Consider the following 16,695-nt stretch of genomic DNA (forward strand, 5'->3'; position numbering starts at 1 on the left):
CAACAAGTGTAATATCGCCAGCACAGCCATGTGATTAGGTGGAGGATCCCTTAGCAATAAATTTAGGTCAAAAAAACACAAGCGCAACTTTTAGTACTTATTTCATATGCACTTTTCCACCCACAATTTTTAAAGAAGGTTCGCCCCTTATCATTGCGCTTCGCGCAAACTGACTATTGCATGAAGGGCAGATGCCTTCTTCATCAGTGTAATCTTCGACAATTCGGGACTTGAAGCATTTGACCAGCGCCCCTTTGCCTCCTTTGCGGTATTTGTAAAGTTGGCATCGACATCTAGCACAAAAAATCTGTACCGTTTTGACAGGCCCTTTGGCATTTGGCTTCGCCATAGTACTCCTTGCTGAGATTTACAAAATTTTCAAAAAAATTAAATTTAATCAGTGTCACATGCCTGAAATCTTGACAATTTTTAATGCATCGACTTCTTTTAAAGGGCAATAGCTTAACCAAAAGTACTATTACAACAAAGCTCATTCATTGTAATTAATGTCTAAGGAAACACACATGAAAAAACTGGCAACATATTGTACGGCGGCTGCTGTGCTAACCGGTCTGCCTACATTTGTACATGCAAATGATGATTTTCGTATCTCAGGTTTCGCTTCTCTGGTTGGCGGCACTGTTATTGATGGAGACGGTTACTGGGCGCGACTTCCCGAGGCAGCGGGTCAATACGACACGGGTTTAGAGTTTCAGACCGAGTCGCGACTAGGCTTACAAGGGCGTTATCAGGCTAGCGACAAACTCTCATTGACGGCACAAGCCATATTTAGAGGCATCAACGATTTTGAACCGACTTTAGAGTGGCTTTACGCATCGTATGAAATCACCCCAAGTTTAGAGCTTAACGCTGGCCGCATGCGCCTGCCCGTTTATCACTTTTCAGATTATATGGACGTGGGTATTGCTTACCCGTGGTTGCGTGTCCCATCTGATGCTTATTCACTTGCAGTTACTAATTATCACGGCATTAGCTTACGCTATATGCTCGATTGGGATGCAGGTACTACTAACTTCTTGCTTTATGGCGGTCAACAAGACACAGATCCAAACGATCTAATTACCACCATTGAGCAATATAAAACTGAGCAATTGTATAACGAGAACGGTGGTTTTCGCGGCGTGCGCGGTATCCGAACTACCAAAGATTACGAAGACATGAAGGGTATTGTTGTAGACACCCAAATTGATTGGTTTAACCTTCGCCTTTCATATCTGGAAGGTAAAGAAAACTTCACGTTTTACGCAGAGGGCGATTACCCTTCCACACCATTGTTTGGTAACGAGTGGGTAGACACACAATTTATCGATGTGTCTACATCTATCGATTATGACAATTGGTTCTTTATTGCTGAATGGAACGAGTACGACAATATTTATACATCGTGGTTTACATCGTTAGCCAAAACATTTGGTGATTGGACACCCTATGTATTCTATTCGAACTTCGAAGGTGAATTCAGATTCATTGCGCCAGGCGGTATATCAGCAGGCTTTGAAGATGGTGCTACAGGGTCGCTAGATGACGACTATAATTCAATTGGCATAGGCGTGCGATACAATATAAATCCGCGTACAGCATTAAAATTTGAAATTACTGATTTCAATGATGATGGTGATGCAGCGGTTTATATTGATGAAGACCAAGACGGTGATACTGACGCTACCGCTGTGGCGATTTCTTTAGACCTCGTATTTTAAGGCGTGATGATTATGAAAAAACTAGCACTTTTATGCCTTGTACTTGCAATGCCGGTGAGCGCAGCCAATGTTGTTATCGTCAACGCTAACAATGCGTCTGCCACTGATATGGATACTATTCAGCGTATATATCTTGGCAAGTTAAAAGCGTTTCCCGATGGCAGTAAAGCACTTCCTCTTACTTACGAACAAGGAGATGGAACGCGAGAAGCCTTTAATAATTCTGTTTTAGGTAAATCTGAAAGCCAATACTCTGCGTTTTGGTCGAAACTTGTTTTTACTGGACGTGGTACACCACCGGAAATGGTAGCTTCTCAAGAGGAGATGGTGAAACTTGTAGGCACTAATCCCAATACCATTGGGTTTGTAGACGAAAGTTTGGTGAATGATTCAGTAAAAGTTGTCGGTAGCTTTTAAAAACTATGGATAAGCAATCAAATTAGCCATATTAATTACCGGATAGAAAGGAGGGCCTATGCCCTCCTTTTCTATTTAAGCATTAATCGGGCAGTGCTGATAAATAATTGAGATTGGCAAAGGCCATGATTACGTCTTTGGCAAAGTCCACTCGAGGGTTGCGCAGCGCGCCTTTTTTCCATACTAAATAAATATCATTTTCAGGCCCTAGTGGCCCTAAGGGAATTAGCTCGCCTTTTGCAATACTCTCTTTACATAAATAATCAGGCAAGACCGAGTACCCTATTCCCGCTTTGATTATGGTGCTAATGGCTCGAATATCTGGACACACGGCAGCTACTGGCGATTCGCACGGTGCATTGAAAACTTCTGAGAAGTAACGCCTTATAAGTGGCAGCTGCTCATCATATGTAACAACCTTATATTGATTAAGCAAATGCGCAGTAATTTCCCGTTCGCCTAAAAGTTTTCCCTGCACTCTATTCATCACTAAAACAAGACGCTCGCGATCTAACTTTAAATATTCATATTGTGCATCGCTAGGCTCTGATGCGGTGATAGCAAGTTCAACAACGTCATCCTCTAGCAGACTATAGGTGCTTGTCTTGTTACCTATATGCATAACTAAATTCACTTTATCTGCTTGCAGTAAATTAGCCAACGCAGGACCAGCAACAACACTCAAATATTCGGCAGGACCCGCTAGATGTAAAGTGCCATGGTCTGTTGACGCCCGACTTCGAATTGAAGCGACTTTTTGCTCTAAAACATCAATGTGACCCGCTACCTGCAACGCTAGGTCATCTGCAATCGGTGTGGGCTCAACGCCTCTTGCCTTTCTTACAAAGAGTTCTTTACCCACAATAGCTTCCATCGCTTGGATATGCGACGTTACCGCGGGTTGTGACATATGAAGTCGAGAGGCTGCGCGGGTTATGTTGCCGCTGCGATATACCTCAACGAATGTTTTAAGTTGTGTTAGGTAGGACATTTCTTCAACCCATCAGATTTTTGATGACTAATGCAAACTTATCTGACTTCTGCCTTCAAACCAAATCCCTTACGATGCTTGCACAATTTGATGCGACGGTAAAACCAACGGCAGCGATATGTCATGGTCCAATCGCCTTACTTTCTGCTCAACTCAACCCACAATCTTTTGAGTTAGCATTGAAAAACGGTGACAAAGCCACATCACAAGAATGGATTTATGATGGATATAGAATGACCATCTTCTCAACACCAGAAGAAGAGTATTTTGAGAGTACGCTTGATGATGCAACACTGCTCTACTATCCGGCAGATGCGATGGCTAGCGCCGGAGGCAACATGCAGTACAAAGCGATGTGGGCCCCCAATGTAGTAGTGGATCGCGAACTCATCACGGGCCAGAACCCTTTTTCAGACGACTTGTTGGCAGAAAAATTGATTCAACAACTTAACGCTATAACTCAATAAGGACAGGCGAAATAACTATGCTTAATTTTACGTTTAAAAACCAAACCGAAATTTTATTTGGTAAAGGCCAACTAAGCGAAGTCTCATCTCGCTTACCCCAAGATGCGAAAGTGCTGTTTCTATATGGCGGTGGCTCTATTAAGAAAAATGGTATTTACGAAAAAGTCGTAACGTCACTAGAAGGTGCAGATGTGATCGAGTTTTCAGGTGTGGAGCCAAACCCTGAATTCGATACGCTGATGAAAGCAGTAGAAGTAGCGCGTAACAATAAGGTTAACTTCATCCTTGCTGTGGGCGGCGGTAGCGTAATTGACGGTGCCAAATTTGTGGCTGCTGCGGTTAATTTTGAGGGCGATCCTTGGGATATTCTTATCAAGGGAGCAGCATTTAGCAATCCGCTACCTATTGGTGCCGTTCTAACGCTTCCTGCAACAGGTTCGGAGAGCAATGGTAACTCAGTAGTAAATCGCAAAGAAACGCAGCAGAAGCGTGCATTCTCGTCTGAAACTGTGCAGCCTGTTTTTGCTGTTCTGGACCCAGAGTTCACGTTCTCGCTACCGCCAAGACAAGTATCAAATGGTGTAGTAGATGCGTTTGTACATGTAATTGAACAATACCTAACGTATTCAGTTAATGCGCCGCTGCAAGACCGATTTGCAGAAGGTATTTTGCAAACGCTAGTTCAAGAAGGGCCAAAAGCGCTAGCGACACCACAAGATTATGATGTTCGCGCCAATGTTATGTGGTCAGCGACAATGGCACTGAATGGTCTAATTGGTAAAGGTGTACCGCAAGATTGGGCTACACACATGATTGGGCACGAGCTAACTGCTTTGCACGGGCTCGATCATGCCGTCACACTCGCTATCGTATTGCCGTCGTTAATGTTTGTTCAACGCGACAAAAAGCAAGAGAAAATTCTTCAGCTTGGCGAGCGCGTTTTTGGTATCACAGAGAGCGACAAAGAAAAAGCAATCGACTTGACCATAAAAGCGGTTCAAGACTTCTTTGAAACAATGCAAGTGAAGACAAGACTTTCAGATCACGGTATCGAGAAGTCTGAAATTGATGGCCTAATTGGCAACTTGGAACGCAATGGGTTAACTGCATTGGGCGAACATGGCGATATTGACCTCGCTAAAGCTCGCCAAATTCTGACTCTCGCGGCATAAGCCCCGTTGCTAAATGCCGATTACTTTTCCATTTTGGGCAATAGTAATCGGTGACATGTGCACATTAGCGCTGTTGTTTTACGCATCCGATGAACGACAGTTACTGATGGTGTTACACTTTAGAAAAACGACTTCACTATGAAGTCGTTTTTTTTAGTTCAATGCGATAACTTGCTTTTTTCCAAAGTGGCGGTATGGTTTTCTAAACACTGCGGTAAGAGTAACGTATGCTGGATAGTGAATCTGTGCTTCCCTCTTCAAAACGCGATGAGCTTAGTGAATTGCGTAGAAAGCGGATATTTCAAATAAGCAATGTAACGAGCTTAGGTCTAATTGCGTGTTTGTTTGTTTCTCGTGGCATAACGTTTGATATCTTCGCGATCAGTCTTTTTTGTATTCTCATTGCAGCTTTTCTGGCCCATAAGAAAGTAATGGCCTTGAGTAGTTACGTACTACTGGGCTCACTGTCTTCCATGTTGTTCGCTCTAGCAGCTACTGGTGCGGGTGTCTTCGACATGGCAATGTTGGGCTACCCCGGCATTATTATTTTCGCAGCTCTTCTTGGCGGACGTGGCCTATTTATAGGCGTACTCTCTTTAATATTAGCCCTATGTGCACTCATGACGTGGTTAATCATGAGCGGCACTATAGCACCTAAAAGCCCCTATCTAAGCTGGACTCATCTTGTTTTTATTATGGTGATTTTCTGCGTTACCGGATTTGGTGTGTATGTGCTGGTGCAGGATATTCGCCGCTTGATGCAGTCGTTGCAGCAAGAAAACGCCAAAGTAGAACAGAACCGCATTCACATCCAGCACCTTGCTCATCACGACCCACTTACTAATTTGCCCAATCGAATACTGGGAGAAAGACTATTCGTTCAAAAGCTCGAAGAGTGTGAAGAAAAAGGACTTCAATTGGCTTTGTTGTTTATTGATTTGGACAACTTCAAACCTGTAAACGACGCTTTAGGCCACGCAGCTGGCGATCGCTTTCTTCAGAAAATTTCGCAAACTATTACCGACAACCTAACTGCTAAGGAGAATCTAATTCGCTTTGGTGGTGATGAGTTCATTGTATTGGCGTCTGAAATACACGATAAAAAGCAGTTAGATAAACTTTGTGACAACCTTATTACATGGTGCTCTTCAGAATTTGAAGTTTTACAGACCAAAATAGTCGTGTCTTGTTCTATCGGTATCTCCCAAGCTCCCTTTGATGGTGTTAAGTTTAAGCAGCTTTGCCGAAAAGCTGACATTGCAATGTATGAGGCAAAACGCAATGGGCGTAATCGCTTTGAATACTACGATGCCAAACTTGATGAAGAGAGCGATGAGAAATTCAAGCTTATTCAACAGCTTCGACCAGCCATCAATAACAATAAGTTGGACGTTTATTATCAACCACTCGTGAATTTAACCACGGGAAAAATCTGCGCTATGGAAGCGCTTGTGCGCTGGCCCCAAGCAGATGGCAGCATGATTTTTCCCAATAAGTTTATTCCAATAGCGGAAAGCAGCGGTCTTATCGCACCGCTAGGAGAATGGGTATTACGCCAAGCTTGTCATTTTTGTGCAGAACAACATCGGTTAGGCAATACAGATTTAAGTATTGCGGTGAATTTATCTTTTGCACAGTTTAAAGACGGGAGCTTGCCCGAAGTGGTCTCTCAGGCGCTAGAAAATAGTGGCTTGGCGGCTGAATGCCTTGAGTTAGAGTTAACCGAAAGCATCTTAGCAGAGTCGACAAATAACGTTGCACAGCAATTACAAGCGATCAAACAGCTAGGAGTACAGTTCGCCATTGATGATTTCGGTACTGGTTATTCAAACCTAAATTATCTGCGTACATTTAGCGCTAAAAAACTGAAGATAGACCGTATCTTTGTTAGTACTTTAGGCGTAAATGAAAGTGAGGAACCCCTTGTATCGGCCATTATTAACATGGCCGAAAGCTTAGGTATGGTTACCGTGGCCGAAGGTATCGAAAATGAGGCTGCTTTGAGCAAGCTGATTGAATTAGGCTGCCATATTGGTCAAGGCTATTACTGGAGTAAACCAATACCTGGCGACGAAATGGCAGCACTACTTATCGCTAATAGTGAATAACTTCATTAAAGAGCGCGTTAACCCACCAGCCTGCTAAAAGCCGTGATAAGTAACAAATTCACTATTGTCAGCGCGTGTTGAACGAACGTCGTTAGCGGGAAATTCAGGATCGGGATAACCTAGTGCAATACAAATCATAATAGCTTCATCATCGGGAATATTTGCGTATTTATGTACTACCTCAGACTGCATGATTCCTTGCCCATTAATTACGCAACCTAATCCTAAATCCCATGCAGCCAATACTATGCCATAGGCAAGCGAGCCCAACCCAAACTGTGTGATGCCTGCAGGTTCCAGTGATTTATCGTATGTAAGTACAAGTGACACCGGAGCATCGAATTGCCGAAAGCCTCGCATCATCCAATCCATGCGTTTTTCTTTGTCTTCTCGCCCTATTCCCATTACGTCAAAAAGCTGAATTGCCACATCTATTTGGCGCTGACGATGTATACCTTGATAATCTTCTTTATATGGGAAGTCTCGAACATGTGGCTTACCGGCTAGGGTGTTTTCAGTGTTCCCTTTTCTGATGTTGTCTAGTACATCTCCGGTTACAACGTGAATTTTCCAAGTTTGTGTATTGTATGAAGACGGTGCCCATTTTGCGGCATTGATGATGGCTTCTACCGTATCTTTTGTAACGGGTTGGTCGGTAAATCCACGAACACTTTTACGCGAAGCGGCAAACTCAGCAAAATTCATATCCTTTCCTAATGTCTTTTAACTTCAATTGTTAACGTAGAGTAAACAGCCCCCTTCTTTGATGCAATGTGCATCGTGTACTATTAGGATTGTTTGTTTTTATAGATATGTATAGCGCGAACTAAACCCTTTACTTGCCGCTGCCGTAGCAATGGCTACACATGAGTCAAACACACATGTAGTTAATGGAATTTGGCTTGAATTCAGAGCGCGCGAATGGAGTTTACAATGGCGAAGAAACCACAACTAACCACCTCAGCAGGTGCCCCACTGGTCAGTAACGAAACCACAAAAACGGCGGGTGAACGAGGACCAGCCCTGCTACAAGACTATCAACTTATCGAGAAACTCGCACACCAAAACCGAGAACGCATTCCAGAACGCGTTGTACATGCTAAAGGCTGGGGTGCACAAGGCACATTTACAGTAACACACGACATTACTCAATATACGTGTGCAGACCTTTTCAGTGAAGTGGGCAAGCAAACAGAAGTACTCAGCCGTTGGTCTACCGTTGCGGGTGAATCAGGTGCCGCGGATACAGAACGCGATGTTCGTGGGTTTAGTTTGAAGTTTTACACGGAGCAAGGCAATTGGGATATGGTTGGTAACAATACGCCTATATTCTTCATTCGCGATGGCTACAAGTTCCCCGATTTTATCCGTACCCAAAAACGTCATCCAAAAACTAACCTACGCTCACCGGAAGCCATGTTCGATTTTTGGGCCGCACAACCTGAGAGTGTACATCAAGTAACTATCTTAATGTCAGACCGAGGCATTCCGGTCTCGCCAATGCACATGAATGGGTACGGCAGCCATACCTTTAGTATGTGGAATAAGGACGGAAAGCGTCATTGGGTTAAATTTCACTTTAAAACGCAGCAAGGCATCAAAAATTACACCAATGAAACGTCTGAAAAAATCATCGGTAGCACCAGAGAGAAGTACCAAGAAGAGCTTTACAGTGCAATTGATGAAGGCAATTTCCCAAAGTGGACCATGTATATTCAAGCTATGCCTGAAGAAGAGGCAGGAAAACAGGAATACAACCCTTTTGATTTAACTAAAGTGTGGCCTCATGACGATTACCCACTAATAGAAGTGGGCGAACTAGAGATGAATCGCAATCCAGACAACTACTTTCAAATGGTAGAGAACGCCGCTTTTAGCCCGTCTAATGTGGTTCCAGGTATCGGATTTAGTCCTGACAAGATGTTACAAGCGCGTATATTTTCATACGCAGATGCCCATCGCTATCGATTAGGTACGCACTATGAAGCCCTGCCCGCTAACGCTCCAAAGAAAAGCGATGTAAATCATTACCACAAAGACGGTGCAATGCGTTTCTTTACCAATGATTTTGGAAACCCGGACGCCTATTATGAGCCCAATCAGCACAATGGGCCTGTCGCCGACTTTTCCGTAAAAGAGCCTCCGCTAAGCATTGATGGCGATGCCAACCGATACAATCAAGAAGACGCTGACGTTGATTATGTTCAGCCAAGAAAGTTGTTTAATCTTTTTTCTGACGAGCAAAAGCAGCGATTATATAAAAACTACGCAGCCGCTATGGGACCATGTTCAGATAGCGTTAAAGAGAGATGGTACGCTGTTTTGGAAAAAGTTTCCTCGGAATATGCTGCAGGTGTGAGAAACGCAGTAGAGTCTCTTGATACAGATGTAAACACAGTTCCAATTACGGAAAATACCCCAATAGAAGATAACTAATCCAGAATAATGGCATCAAGTAAAGCCTTATTGCCCATTGAGTGGGCAGTAAGGCTTTTTTAATAGGTAACAAAAAACTCGACTCCTGAATTTGCGCCTTTTCATTTTGTGGCATACGTTTTAATTAACCTGTTTATTTAGCATTTGTTTTCTATGTCACTTTTTAAGAAGTCAGATGGCAGTACAACACAGTCAAATCTAGCGCCGTGGAAGATTGCCATAATTGATGATGAAAGCGGTGTACACGATGTCACCATACTCACGCTAAGAAAATTTAATTTTGAAAGACGTGGTGTTACCTTCGTTTCAGCATATAGCGCAAAGGAAGGATTAGCGCTTTTTAAGGAACACCCTGACATCGCCCTCGCTTTCGTGGATGTGGTCATGGAAACTGATGATGCGGGGCTAAAGCTCATAGACCAAATTAGAAATGAGCTAAACAACCACAGTACACGACTTATTCTTCGTACAGGTCAGCCTGGCCAAGCCCCCGAAGAAGAAGTTATCAGGCAATACGATATTAACGATTACAAAGCGAAAACTGAGCTATCTTCCATGAAGCTCAAATCGTGCGTTTATACCGCTATACGTTCATACCGAGACATAAAAACGATAGAGAAAAGTAAACAGGGAATGGAGGACGTATTGAAGTCATCGTCCTCTGTGCTTGAAAGCCAGTCTCTAGCACAGTTTGGTTCAGCTGTGCTTAAACAAATACTCACACTGCTGAATTTAAATAGCTCAGTGCTTTATCTTTCCACACAACATACTGACCTTTACGGTGACACCAAAATGACCGTACTAGGAGCAAGCGGCGACCTAGTAGGGCTTTGCACGCCGGGGATTTCAGCAGAGATACCCAAACCCATTGAAGATGAAGTAAAAAAAGTACTTAAAAGCAAAGCTCATTATCAATCAGAAAATCGCTTTATTGGTTACTACCCTACAGGCAAAGTAAGTCACAATATTTTGTACATTGAGTTAGACGGCCCGTTGGATGATTTACAACGCAAAACATTGGAAATGTTTGCGTCAAACGTGTCGGTTATTTTTGAAAACTTGACGCAAAAAGAGGACATTCAACAGACTCAAAAAGAGCTCATTATGGTGCTTAGCGACGCCATTGAAATGAGAAGTAAAGAAACGGGTGGCCACGTAAAACGCGTCATTTTAATGACTGAGTTCTTGTCGGAAAAGCTCTTTATGAGCCAAGAGTTCATTGAAACCATTCGCTACGCAGCCGCACTACACGACGTAGGTAAAATTAGTATTCCTGAAACCATATTGCACAAACCAGGTAAACTCACAGAGGATGAGTGGGAAGTCATGAAAACGCACGCCCAAAAGGGCTATGACTTACTTTCAGGGACTGATCGTATTGTTGCCAAAATGGGCGCCGTTATTGCCAAAACCCACCATGAAAAATGGGATGGCTCAGGATACCCTGAAGGCCTTGCAGGTGATGATATTCCTATTGAAGGTAGGATCATGGCCATTGTGGATGTTGTGGATGCATTGCTATCTAAACGTTGTTACAAGACCCCGTGGACGGTTGAAGAGGTCAAATCTTACATGCGCGAGAATGCAGGAAAGCAATTTGACCCCGTTATCACTCATATCATGTTAGAAAACTTTGACCGTATCTTAGAACTACGCAATCAAGCTCCGGACTGTGAAGAATGAAAGATGCACTAGAGTTGATATTACTGCGGGTTAGTCAAAGCGCCGATATTGATAAAGGCGAATTATCAATTGCATCGCGCCTTATCATTAACTCAGTATGTGAAGGGTTGGCGATTACACGTGCTGGTATTTGGCTATATGATGAGACCCAGTCGCTGATTATCTGCAAGCTATTGATAGATAAGGGTAATGATTTAGATGATGAAAGTCTAAAACTTAGTAAAAAAGACTTTCCTCATTATTTTGAGGCCCTTGATACAGAACGCAGTATTGCAGCGGATGATGCGCATACTCACCCCGCAACATTTGAATTTACCGATGTTTATTTACGTCCATTAGGCATAAGCTCAATGCTAGATGTTCCCATTCGCCACAGAGGAAAAATGATTGGCATTATTTGCTGTGAACATCAAGGCGCACCTAGGCATTGGCTGGGTGATGAAATAGTATTTGCCGCATCACTAGCCGACTTATACGGGCGGGCTGTAAGTGCGAAAGAGCGTGCCGATTATGAAGCTCAGTTGCTAAAGGCAAATCAAACATTAGAGCAAAACGTACAAGAACGTACTCAAGAGCTAGAAATAACGCTAAGCACACTCAAAACCGCCCAAGAAAAGCTCGTCGAGTCAGAGAAAATGGCAGCGTTGGGTAACTTGGTTGCAGGTATTGCTCATGAAGTGAATACGCCTCTTGGCATCGCATTGACTTCGGTAAGTAATTGTCAGGAAGAGCTCAAAGCGATAAATCGAGACTTCGAAAATCAAAGTTTAACCGAGCAAGGCTTCAAGGACTTCACCCATGTTTGCGCTGAAGGACTTCATCTAGCTGAATCAAGCCTCTCGCGCGCGGCACAGTTAATTCAAGATTTTAAGCGAACATCGGCCGATCAAACCACGATGGAAGTTGAAGAGTTTGATCTGGATGAATACATCCCTAGAATCTGTAACCCCCTCAAGCCGATGCTGCGCAAAGAAAACATCGAACTGTCATTGGACATAACGCCGCATTTACGTGTTGAAACCTGCCCCGGCATAATCGCGCAACTATTAACTAACCTCATTTCTAATTCGCAGCGCCATGCATTCGGTGATGGTGTAGATAATAAACAGAACGCCGTAAACGTTGAATGCAAGCGAGTTGAAACTGGTATTCAGCTTAGTGTTAAAGACAACGGTAGAGGGATCCCCAAAGACTTGCAGCGAAAGGTGTTTGAACCCTTCTTCACAACCGCACGTGAACAAGGTGGAACAGGTCTAGGCCTTAATATTTTGTACAACCTTGTTACGCAAAAACTCAGAGGTGACGTTTCTTTGTCATCAGATGTCAATAAAGGTACGTGTATATCGGTGCTTATTCCAAATTACTGCGTAAGTTGACATCCCCAATCGAATACCATAACAATGCAATCAGCTTACTTTATCAACAGCAAGCTGTTCACATGGTGTGTTAACACAATAACAATTAATAAGAGATGGTTATGGAAGACGTAAGTACGCATACTGCGCTTGAAGACCCACGAAACAGCGATATCCTCATATACGTTAACGGCGATATTGTGCATCGCGACAGCGCCAAGGTTTCGGTATATGACAGCGGCTTTATGTTAGGCGATGGCATTTGGGAAGGCCTGCGCTTATACGATGGCAAATGGGCATTTTTAGAAGAGCACATTAACCGGTTATTTGAAGCCTCGTTAGCCATTGATTTAGACTTGGGTATGTCTAAACAAGACGTGATAGCAGCCTTAGAGCAAACTCGTATAGCGAATGACATGCATGACAATGTACATGCACGTTTAATGTTCACGCGCGGCGTGAAAAGTAAGCCATTTCAACACCCTGCGCTTTCGCAACAAGGCCCGACACTGGTTATTATTTGCGAACATTCAAAGGCCGCAATCTCAAGACCAATAAAACTTGCTACCGTGCCCCATCTACGAGGGCTACCAATGACGCAAGACCCTAAACTTAATAGCCACAGTAAGTTAAATTGTATTTTGGCCTGTATTGCAGCAGAAAAGTGCGGTGCCGACGAAGCGCTTATGTTAGATATTAATGGGTTTGTAAATACCACTAACGCCTGCAATTTCTTTATTGTGCGAAATGATGAAGTGTGGACGTCGACTGGCGATTACTGCATGAATGGTATCACACGGCAAAAAGTGATTGAGGTTTGCAGAGCAAATGGCATAACGGTGCGAGAAAAAAATTATTCGCTAGTAGAAACCTATGGCGCCGATGAAGCGTTTTTGACCGGAACTTTTGGGGCGCAAACACCGGTATCGCATATCGACGGACGACAAATTGGCACGTCTCACCCTGGCCCCATGACCACACGAATAAGGCAGTGGTATTTCGAACTCGTTAACCAAACTGAATAAACAAGGAATTTGTAATGCGCATTGCAATGTGGTCTGGGCCCAGAAATTTGTCTACCGCGATGATGTACGCATTTTCCGCGCGTAGCGATTGTGCGGTTATCGATGAGCCTTTTTATGCAACCTATTTGACTGAGACCGGACTTGTTCATCCTATGCAGCAAGCCATATTAGATTCTCAGCCCTGCAATGCAAAGGATGTTATCAAACAGTGTTTGGGCGACACTCCTAACAACAAGCCACATTTTTATCAGAAGCACATGACCCATCACATGCTTGAAACCATTGAACTTGATTGGCTGAGTGAACTAACCAACGTATTTCTGATACGTCACCCCGCGCGCGTGGTAGCGAGTTATCAAGCCAAACGAGAAAATCCTACTCTTGAGGATATAGGTTTTATTCAACAGCTACGGCTATTGCGTTATGTGCGAGATAACTTGGGGCAAACGCCTATTGTTGTTGATAGCGACCGATTGCTTGAAAACCCAAAAGAGGCGCTACGCGAACTATGCTGCGCAATAGGTATCGACTTTCAACCTAGTATGTTGTCGTGGCCTGCTGGAGGCAATGCAGCCGATGGCGCATGGGCTCCGCACTGGTATGAGTCGGTTTGGAAAAGCACTGGCCTTATCGCTTCACCGCAAAAACCGTTACCTATACTAAACGATGCATTAAACCAGGTTGCCGAGCAAGCCATGCCTTATTATGTGGAAATGAAGCGCTACTTGGAAACAAATACGCATTGTGAAAGAGAAAGTGGCGCCAATGAGTAGATGCGAACATTTAGCTGCGAATACTCAAAGGGTAGACAATAAAAATGACATACTCGCTAAGCGCTGCAACATCATTCCGGCGGCCAGCTTTGACCATGTTGATATTCGCTTTATCACCGTGACAGCTGAATTGCAGCCTTACGTTCAGGCTATTTGGTATATGACTAATGAAAAGCCGAACCTGACCGAGTTTACCGAAAAACTGTACCCTGATGCGGGTTGCAGTTTAACTTTTCGTATTAGTGACAATGGTTGCACAGCCAGCATACTGCAACATCGCCGCGTTGTAAGTAAACACTGGCGGTTAGATGCTAACTATATCAGTGTTGTGTTAAAGCCCGGTGCCGCAAAAGCGCTGTTTGGGGAGACTATAGAGTGTGAGGAATGTGTACCTTTCAGCCTTCGACAACAGCACTTTTTACACTACGACTCGTTTAACCATTTATGCGATATGATAGCTGACATTCCGTTTTCAGAAAGCGCACAATTAGGAAACAACGTCGATAGACAGCTACGTGAAATTCAGTACTGGTTAGTTAATATATTCGCTCAAGCAGACAACAACAGCTTATCGTGGTTACCCCTTATACAACGAGTAAACCAGCGCTTATTATCGCCACAACAAATGGCTTACGACGCTACCATGAGTAGACGGACATTAGAACGATACATTCGTAAATACTTTGATGTAACGCCACATCAGCTCTTGCAGTTTTCTCAAATTAGCACAGCAAGAAAGCTACTTATTGTAAGCAGCAATAGCCTAAGCGATATTGCGTTACAATGCGGCTATTACGACCAATCACATTTTACCAATGCATTTAGCGCTAGTACGTTAGAAACGCCACAACGGTACCGCAAACGAAAATTGTCGCAAATTTCCAATTAAGGTTGCGGGTGTTGATTTATGCTTTTCTTAGCTGAAATAAGGAGAGCCCAATGACTAACGCACTTACACCTAATTATTTGTACCAGCATTACCCCAACATTCCCACCAGCCTAACAAGCTTGGTGAGCGAACACACCAGTGACGCACTCCCGTCTAAGCTCATACACCTAGTTAGATTACTCGCATCACAGATAAATAACTGTGAGTTCTGCCAAAACATGCACATTCAAGAAGCGCTGAAAGACGGTGATACTCTACAACGAATAGATGCGCTACCCACATGGAAAAGCTGCCTGCTTTTTACCGAGCAAGAGAAACAGGCGCTTTTATGGACTAAAACCCTAACCCTTTTGCACGAAAACAATAATATAGCCGATGAATACAAAGACACTCTAGAAGCCTTTGGCGAGCAGCGCTTTATGGCGTTAACAACGGTTATATTGCAAATTAACAGCTGGAATCGAATAGCAAAGGGTTTGGGGTTCTAATCACGTTAGTGATTTAACCGTGCAACACGACTTGCGCCTTCAACCATGAGTTTCCATTAATCTTTGGTCATCACGTTATTGTGGTCTTCACGTCACTGTGATGACCACAGCAATTGGCGTTAAAGCTCATTGCCTGAAACTACAATAAGCGAGTTGCTACAAATAGTTGGCGTGAGCTTGATATTGTACACGTGCAGTGGCCGAGACATGTTGTCTTGTTGGACGTTCATCGCCACTAAAGCTATCAGTGGTAACCCCCTCTCCAACAACCTCTTTAAGCATTGCGTTAAATTCGTCGTGCGATACCGATTTACCAACAGTTTCGGTAAACAAGGATTTTGCCTCATCTCTACTAATGTTCAGCTGATCCAATGTTGATAGCAAATTTCCCAATTGAAACTCGGCGATCCCATCACTGCCTTGACTGGCTATAATTTTGCCTTCAACTTTATACACATGTTCAATTGGCGCATTCGCGTACGCTAATTGCTGCTGTTTAAAGGCTAAGGATTCTCTTTCTTGCTGAGCTTGCGATGCAACCATAGATGCGTAACTGTCAGCGATAAATTCTGCGTAAGATTTCTTATGAAAAAGTTCATAAGCTTCTGCATTAGTTGGACGGTTGTTGTCTGAGAACCTCTCTACCTGAACTCTATTTCCATAACGCGCTTCCAATTCAGAAATAGCGCGCTGTGCGTCACCGTTGTGACGAGCCATAATATCACCGAGACTATTGCGAGAAGTCGTGAATTTCCCCACAAGCATAATCGGTGCATCATCAAGGTATACAATGGCGGTTGTGTCTCGCTGGTTGCCATTTTCTTCGTGAAATTTTCGAATACTTTCTGGCGAAGAGAGTTGGAGCTGTTCTTTTAACGGAGCTGGAGCAAATTTTCTGGAGTTCTGTAAATCGACCAAGTGCATAAGACTCTCTCCTTCGCTAATTGGGATGCCATTATTATTAGCGTGGGTAGCCTGTACATGTCCGTTACCGGATGTAGTCGGGTAAAGAGCTGAGTAAGTAAGAGGAGTTGTTGCTGTAATATTCATAAGCTGTCCATGAGATTGCGCGTTCATTCATAAAGGTTCATGCCTGTATTACAATTGATGTACCATTCCATCTCATATCAGCGTGACAATTGAATAATATGGACGTTTGGTATAGCACTG

16 protein-coding genes are annotated in these 16,695 nt (G+C 43.5%); 12 read left to right on the top strand and 4 right to left on the bottom strand.

What is annotated here, in order from left to right:
- Positions 1–97 precede the first annotated feature (97 nt).
- The gene (locus tag JN178_RS12225; protein WP_202261809.1) at positions 98–349 is read right to left on the bottom strand and encodes a hypothetical protein; all 252 of its coding nucleotides are present in this window, start codon (positions 347–349) and stop codon (positions 98–100) included.
- A gap of 175 nt (positions 350–524) precedes the next feature.
- Between JN178_RS12225 and JN178_RS12230 the strand changes: the two genes are divergently transcribed.
- Both JN178_RS12230 and JN178_RS12235 read left to right on the top strand, forming a co-directional pair.
- Positions 525–1,721: a porin gene (locus tag JN178_RS12230; protein WP_202261810.1), complete on the top strand. Its 1,197-nt coding sequence runs from the start codon at positions 525–527 to the stop codon at positions 1,719–1,721.
- Positions 1,722–1,733: 12 nt separating this feature from the next.
- On the top strand, positions 1,734–2,138 hold the full coding sequence (locus tag JN178_RS12235; protein WP_202261811.1) for a phosphate ABC transporter substrate-binding protein: 405 nt from the start codon (positions 1,734–1,736) through the stop codon (positions 2,136–2,138).
- A gap of 82 nt (positions 2,139–2,220) precedes the next feature.
- Here JN178_RS12235 and JN178_RS12240 read toward each other — a convergent pair whose 3' ends face one another.
- Complete coding sequence (locus tag JN178_RS12240) at positions 2,221–3,129, bottom strand: LysR family transcriptional regulator (RefSeq protein WP_202261812.1); 909 nt, start codon at positions 3,127–3,129, stop codon at positions 2,221–2,223.
- Between the two features lie 23 nt (positions 3,130–3,152).
- Here JN178_RS12240 and JN178_RS12245 point away from each other — a divergent pair, with 23 nt between their 5' ends.
- From JN178_RS12245 to JN178_RS12255, 3 genes are all read left to right on the top strand, one after another.
- Positions 3,153–3,596 (top strand): hypothetical protein, encoded by a 444-nt coding sequence (locus JN178_RS12245; protein ID WP_232369557.1) that lies wholly within the window; start codon positions 3,153–3,155, stop codon positions 3,594–3,596.
- Between the two features lie 17 nt (positions 3,597–3,613).
- Positions 3,614–4,768: an iron-containing alcohol dehydrogenase gene (locus JN178_RS12250; protein ID WP_202261813.1), complete on the top strand. Its 1,155-nt coding sequence runs from the start codon at positions 3,614–3,616 to the stop codon at positions 4,766–4,768.
- Positions 4,769–4,995: 227 nt separating this feature from the next.
- The gene (locus JN178_RS12255) at positions 4,996–6,876 is read left to right on the top strand and encodes a putative bifunctional diguanylate cyclase/phosphodiesterase (RefSeq protein WP_202261814.1); all 1,881 of its coding nucleotides are present in this window, start codon (positions 4,996–4,998) and stop codon (positions 6,874–6,876) included.
- 33 nt (positions 6,877–6,909) lie between these two features.
- On the opposite strand, the gene JN178_RS12260 is transcribed toward JN178_RS12255, so the two are convergent.
- Positions 6,910–7,581 (bottom strand): nitroreductase, encoded by a 672-nt coding sequence (locus JN178_RS12260; RefSeq protein WP_159626098.1) that lies wholly within the window; start codon positions 7,579–7,581, stop codon positions 6,910–6,912.
- Between the two features lie 228 nt (positions 7,582–7,809).
- On the opposite strand from JN178_RS12260, the gene JN178_RS12265 reads away from it, so the two are divergent.
- The 7 genes from JN178_RS12265 to JN178_RS12295 all read left to right on the top strand — a co-directional run bounded on the left by JN178_RS12265 (position 7,810) and on the right by JN178_RS12295 (position 15,525).
- Complete coding sequence (locus JN178_RS12265; RefSeq protein ID WP_202261815.1) at positions 7,810–9,312, top strand: catalase; 1,503 nt, start codon at positions 7,810–7,812, stop codon at positions 9,310–9,312.
- 153 nt (positions 9,313–9,465) lie between these two features.
- Positions 9,466–10,995 carry a DUF3369 domain-containing protein gene (locus JN178_RS12270; protein WP_202261816.1) on the top strand — a complete coding sequence of 510 codons (1,530 nt, stop codon included), beginning with the start codon at positions 9,466–9,468 and terminating at the stop codon, positions 10,993–10,995.
- The gene (locus tag JN178_RS12275) at positions 10,992–12,371 is read left to right on the top strand and encodes a sensor histidine kinase (RefSeq protein ID WP_202261817.1); all 1,380 of its coding nucleotides are present in this window, start codon (positions 10,992–10,994) and stop codon (positions 12,369–12,371) included. Before JN178_RS12270 ends, JN178_RS12275 begins: the two co-directional genes overlap by 4 nt.
- Before the next feature lie 101 nt (positions 12,372–12,472).
- Positions 12,473–13,375 (top strand): aminotransferase class IV, encoded by a 903-nt coding sequence (locus tag JN178_RS12280; RefSeq protein WP_232369558.1) that lies wholly within the window; start codon positions 12,473–12,475, stop codon positions 13,373–13,375.
- Between the two features lie 14 nt (positions 13,376–13,389).
- Entirely contained in the window at positions 13,390–14,148 is a 759-nt protein-coding gene (locus JN178_RS12285; protein WP_202261819.1) for an HAD family hydrolase, read from the top strand.
- Complete coding sequence (locus JN178_RS12290; protein ID WP_202261820.1) at positions 14,141–15,037, top strand: helix-turn-helix domain-containing protein; 897 nt, start codon at positions 14,141–14,143, stop codon at positions 15,035–15,037. Before JN178_RS12285 ends, JN178_RS12290 begins: the two co-directional genes overlap by 8 nt.
- 50 nt (positions 15,038–15,087) lie before the next feature.
- Positions 15,088–15,525: a carboxymuconolactone decarboxylase family protein gene (locus tag JN178_RS12295; protein WP_202261821.1), complete on the top strand. Its 438-nt coding sequence runs from the start codon at positions 15,088–15,090 to the stop codon at positions 15,523–15,525.
- A 156-nt stretch (positions 15,526–15,681) separates the two neighbouring features.
- Here JN178_RS12295 and JN178_RS12300 read toward each other — a convergent pair whose 3' ends face one another.
- Entirely contained in the window at positions 15,682–16,575 is an 894-nt protein-coding gene (locus JN178_RS12300) for a hypothetical protein (RefSeq protein ID WP_202261822.1), read from the bottom strand.
- Positions 16,576–16,695 lie beyond the last annotated feature (120 nt).

Origin of the sequence: Alteromonas sp. KC3 (genome assembly GCF_016756315.1) — a bacterium.
GTDB lineage: Bacteria > Pseudomonadota > Gammaproteobacteria > Enterobacterales > Alteromonadaceae > Alteromonas.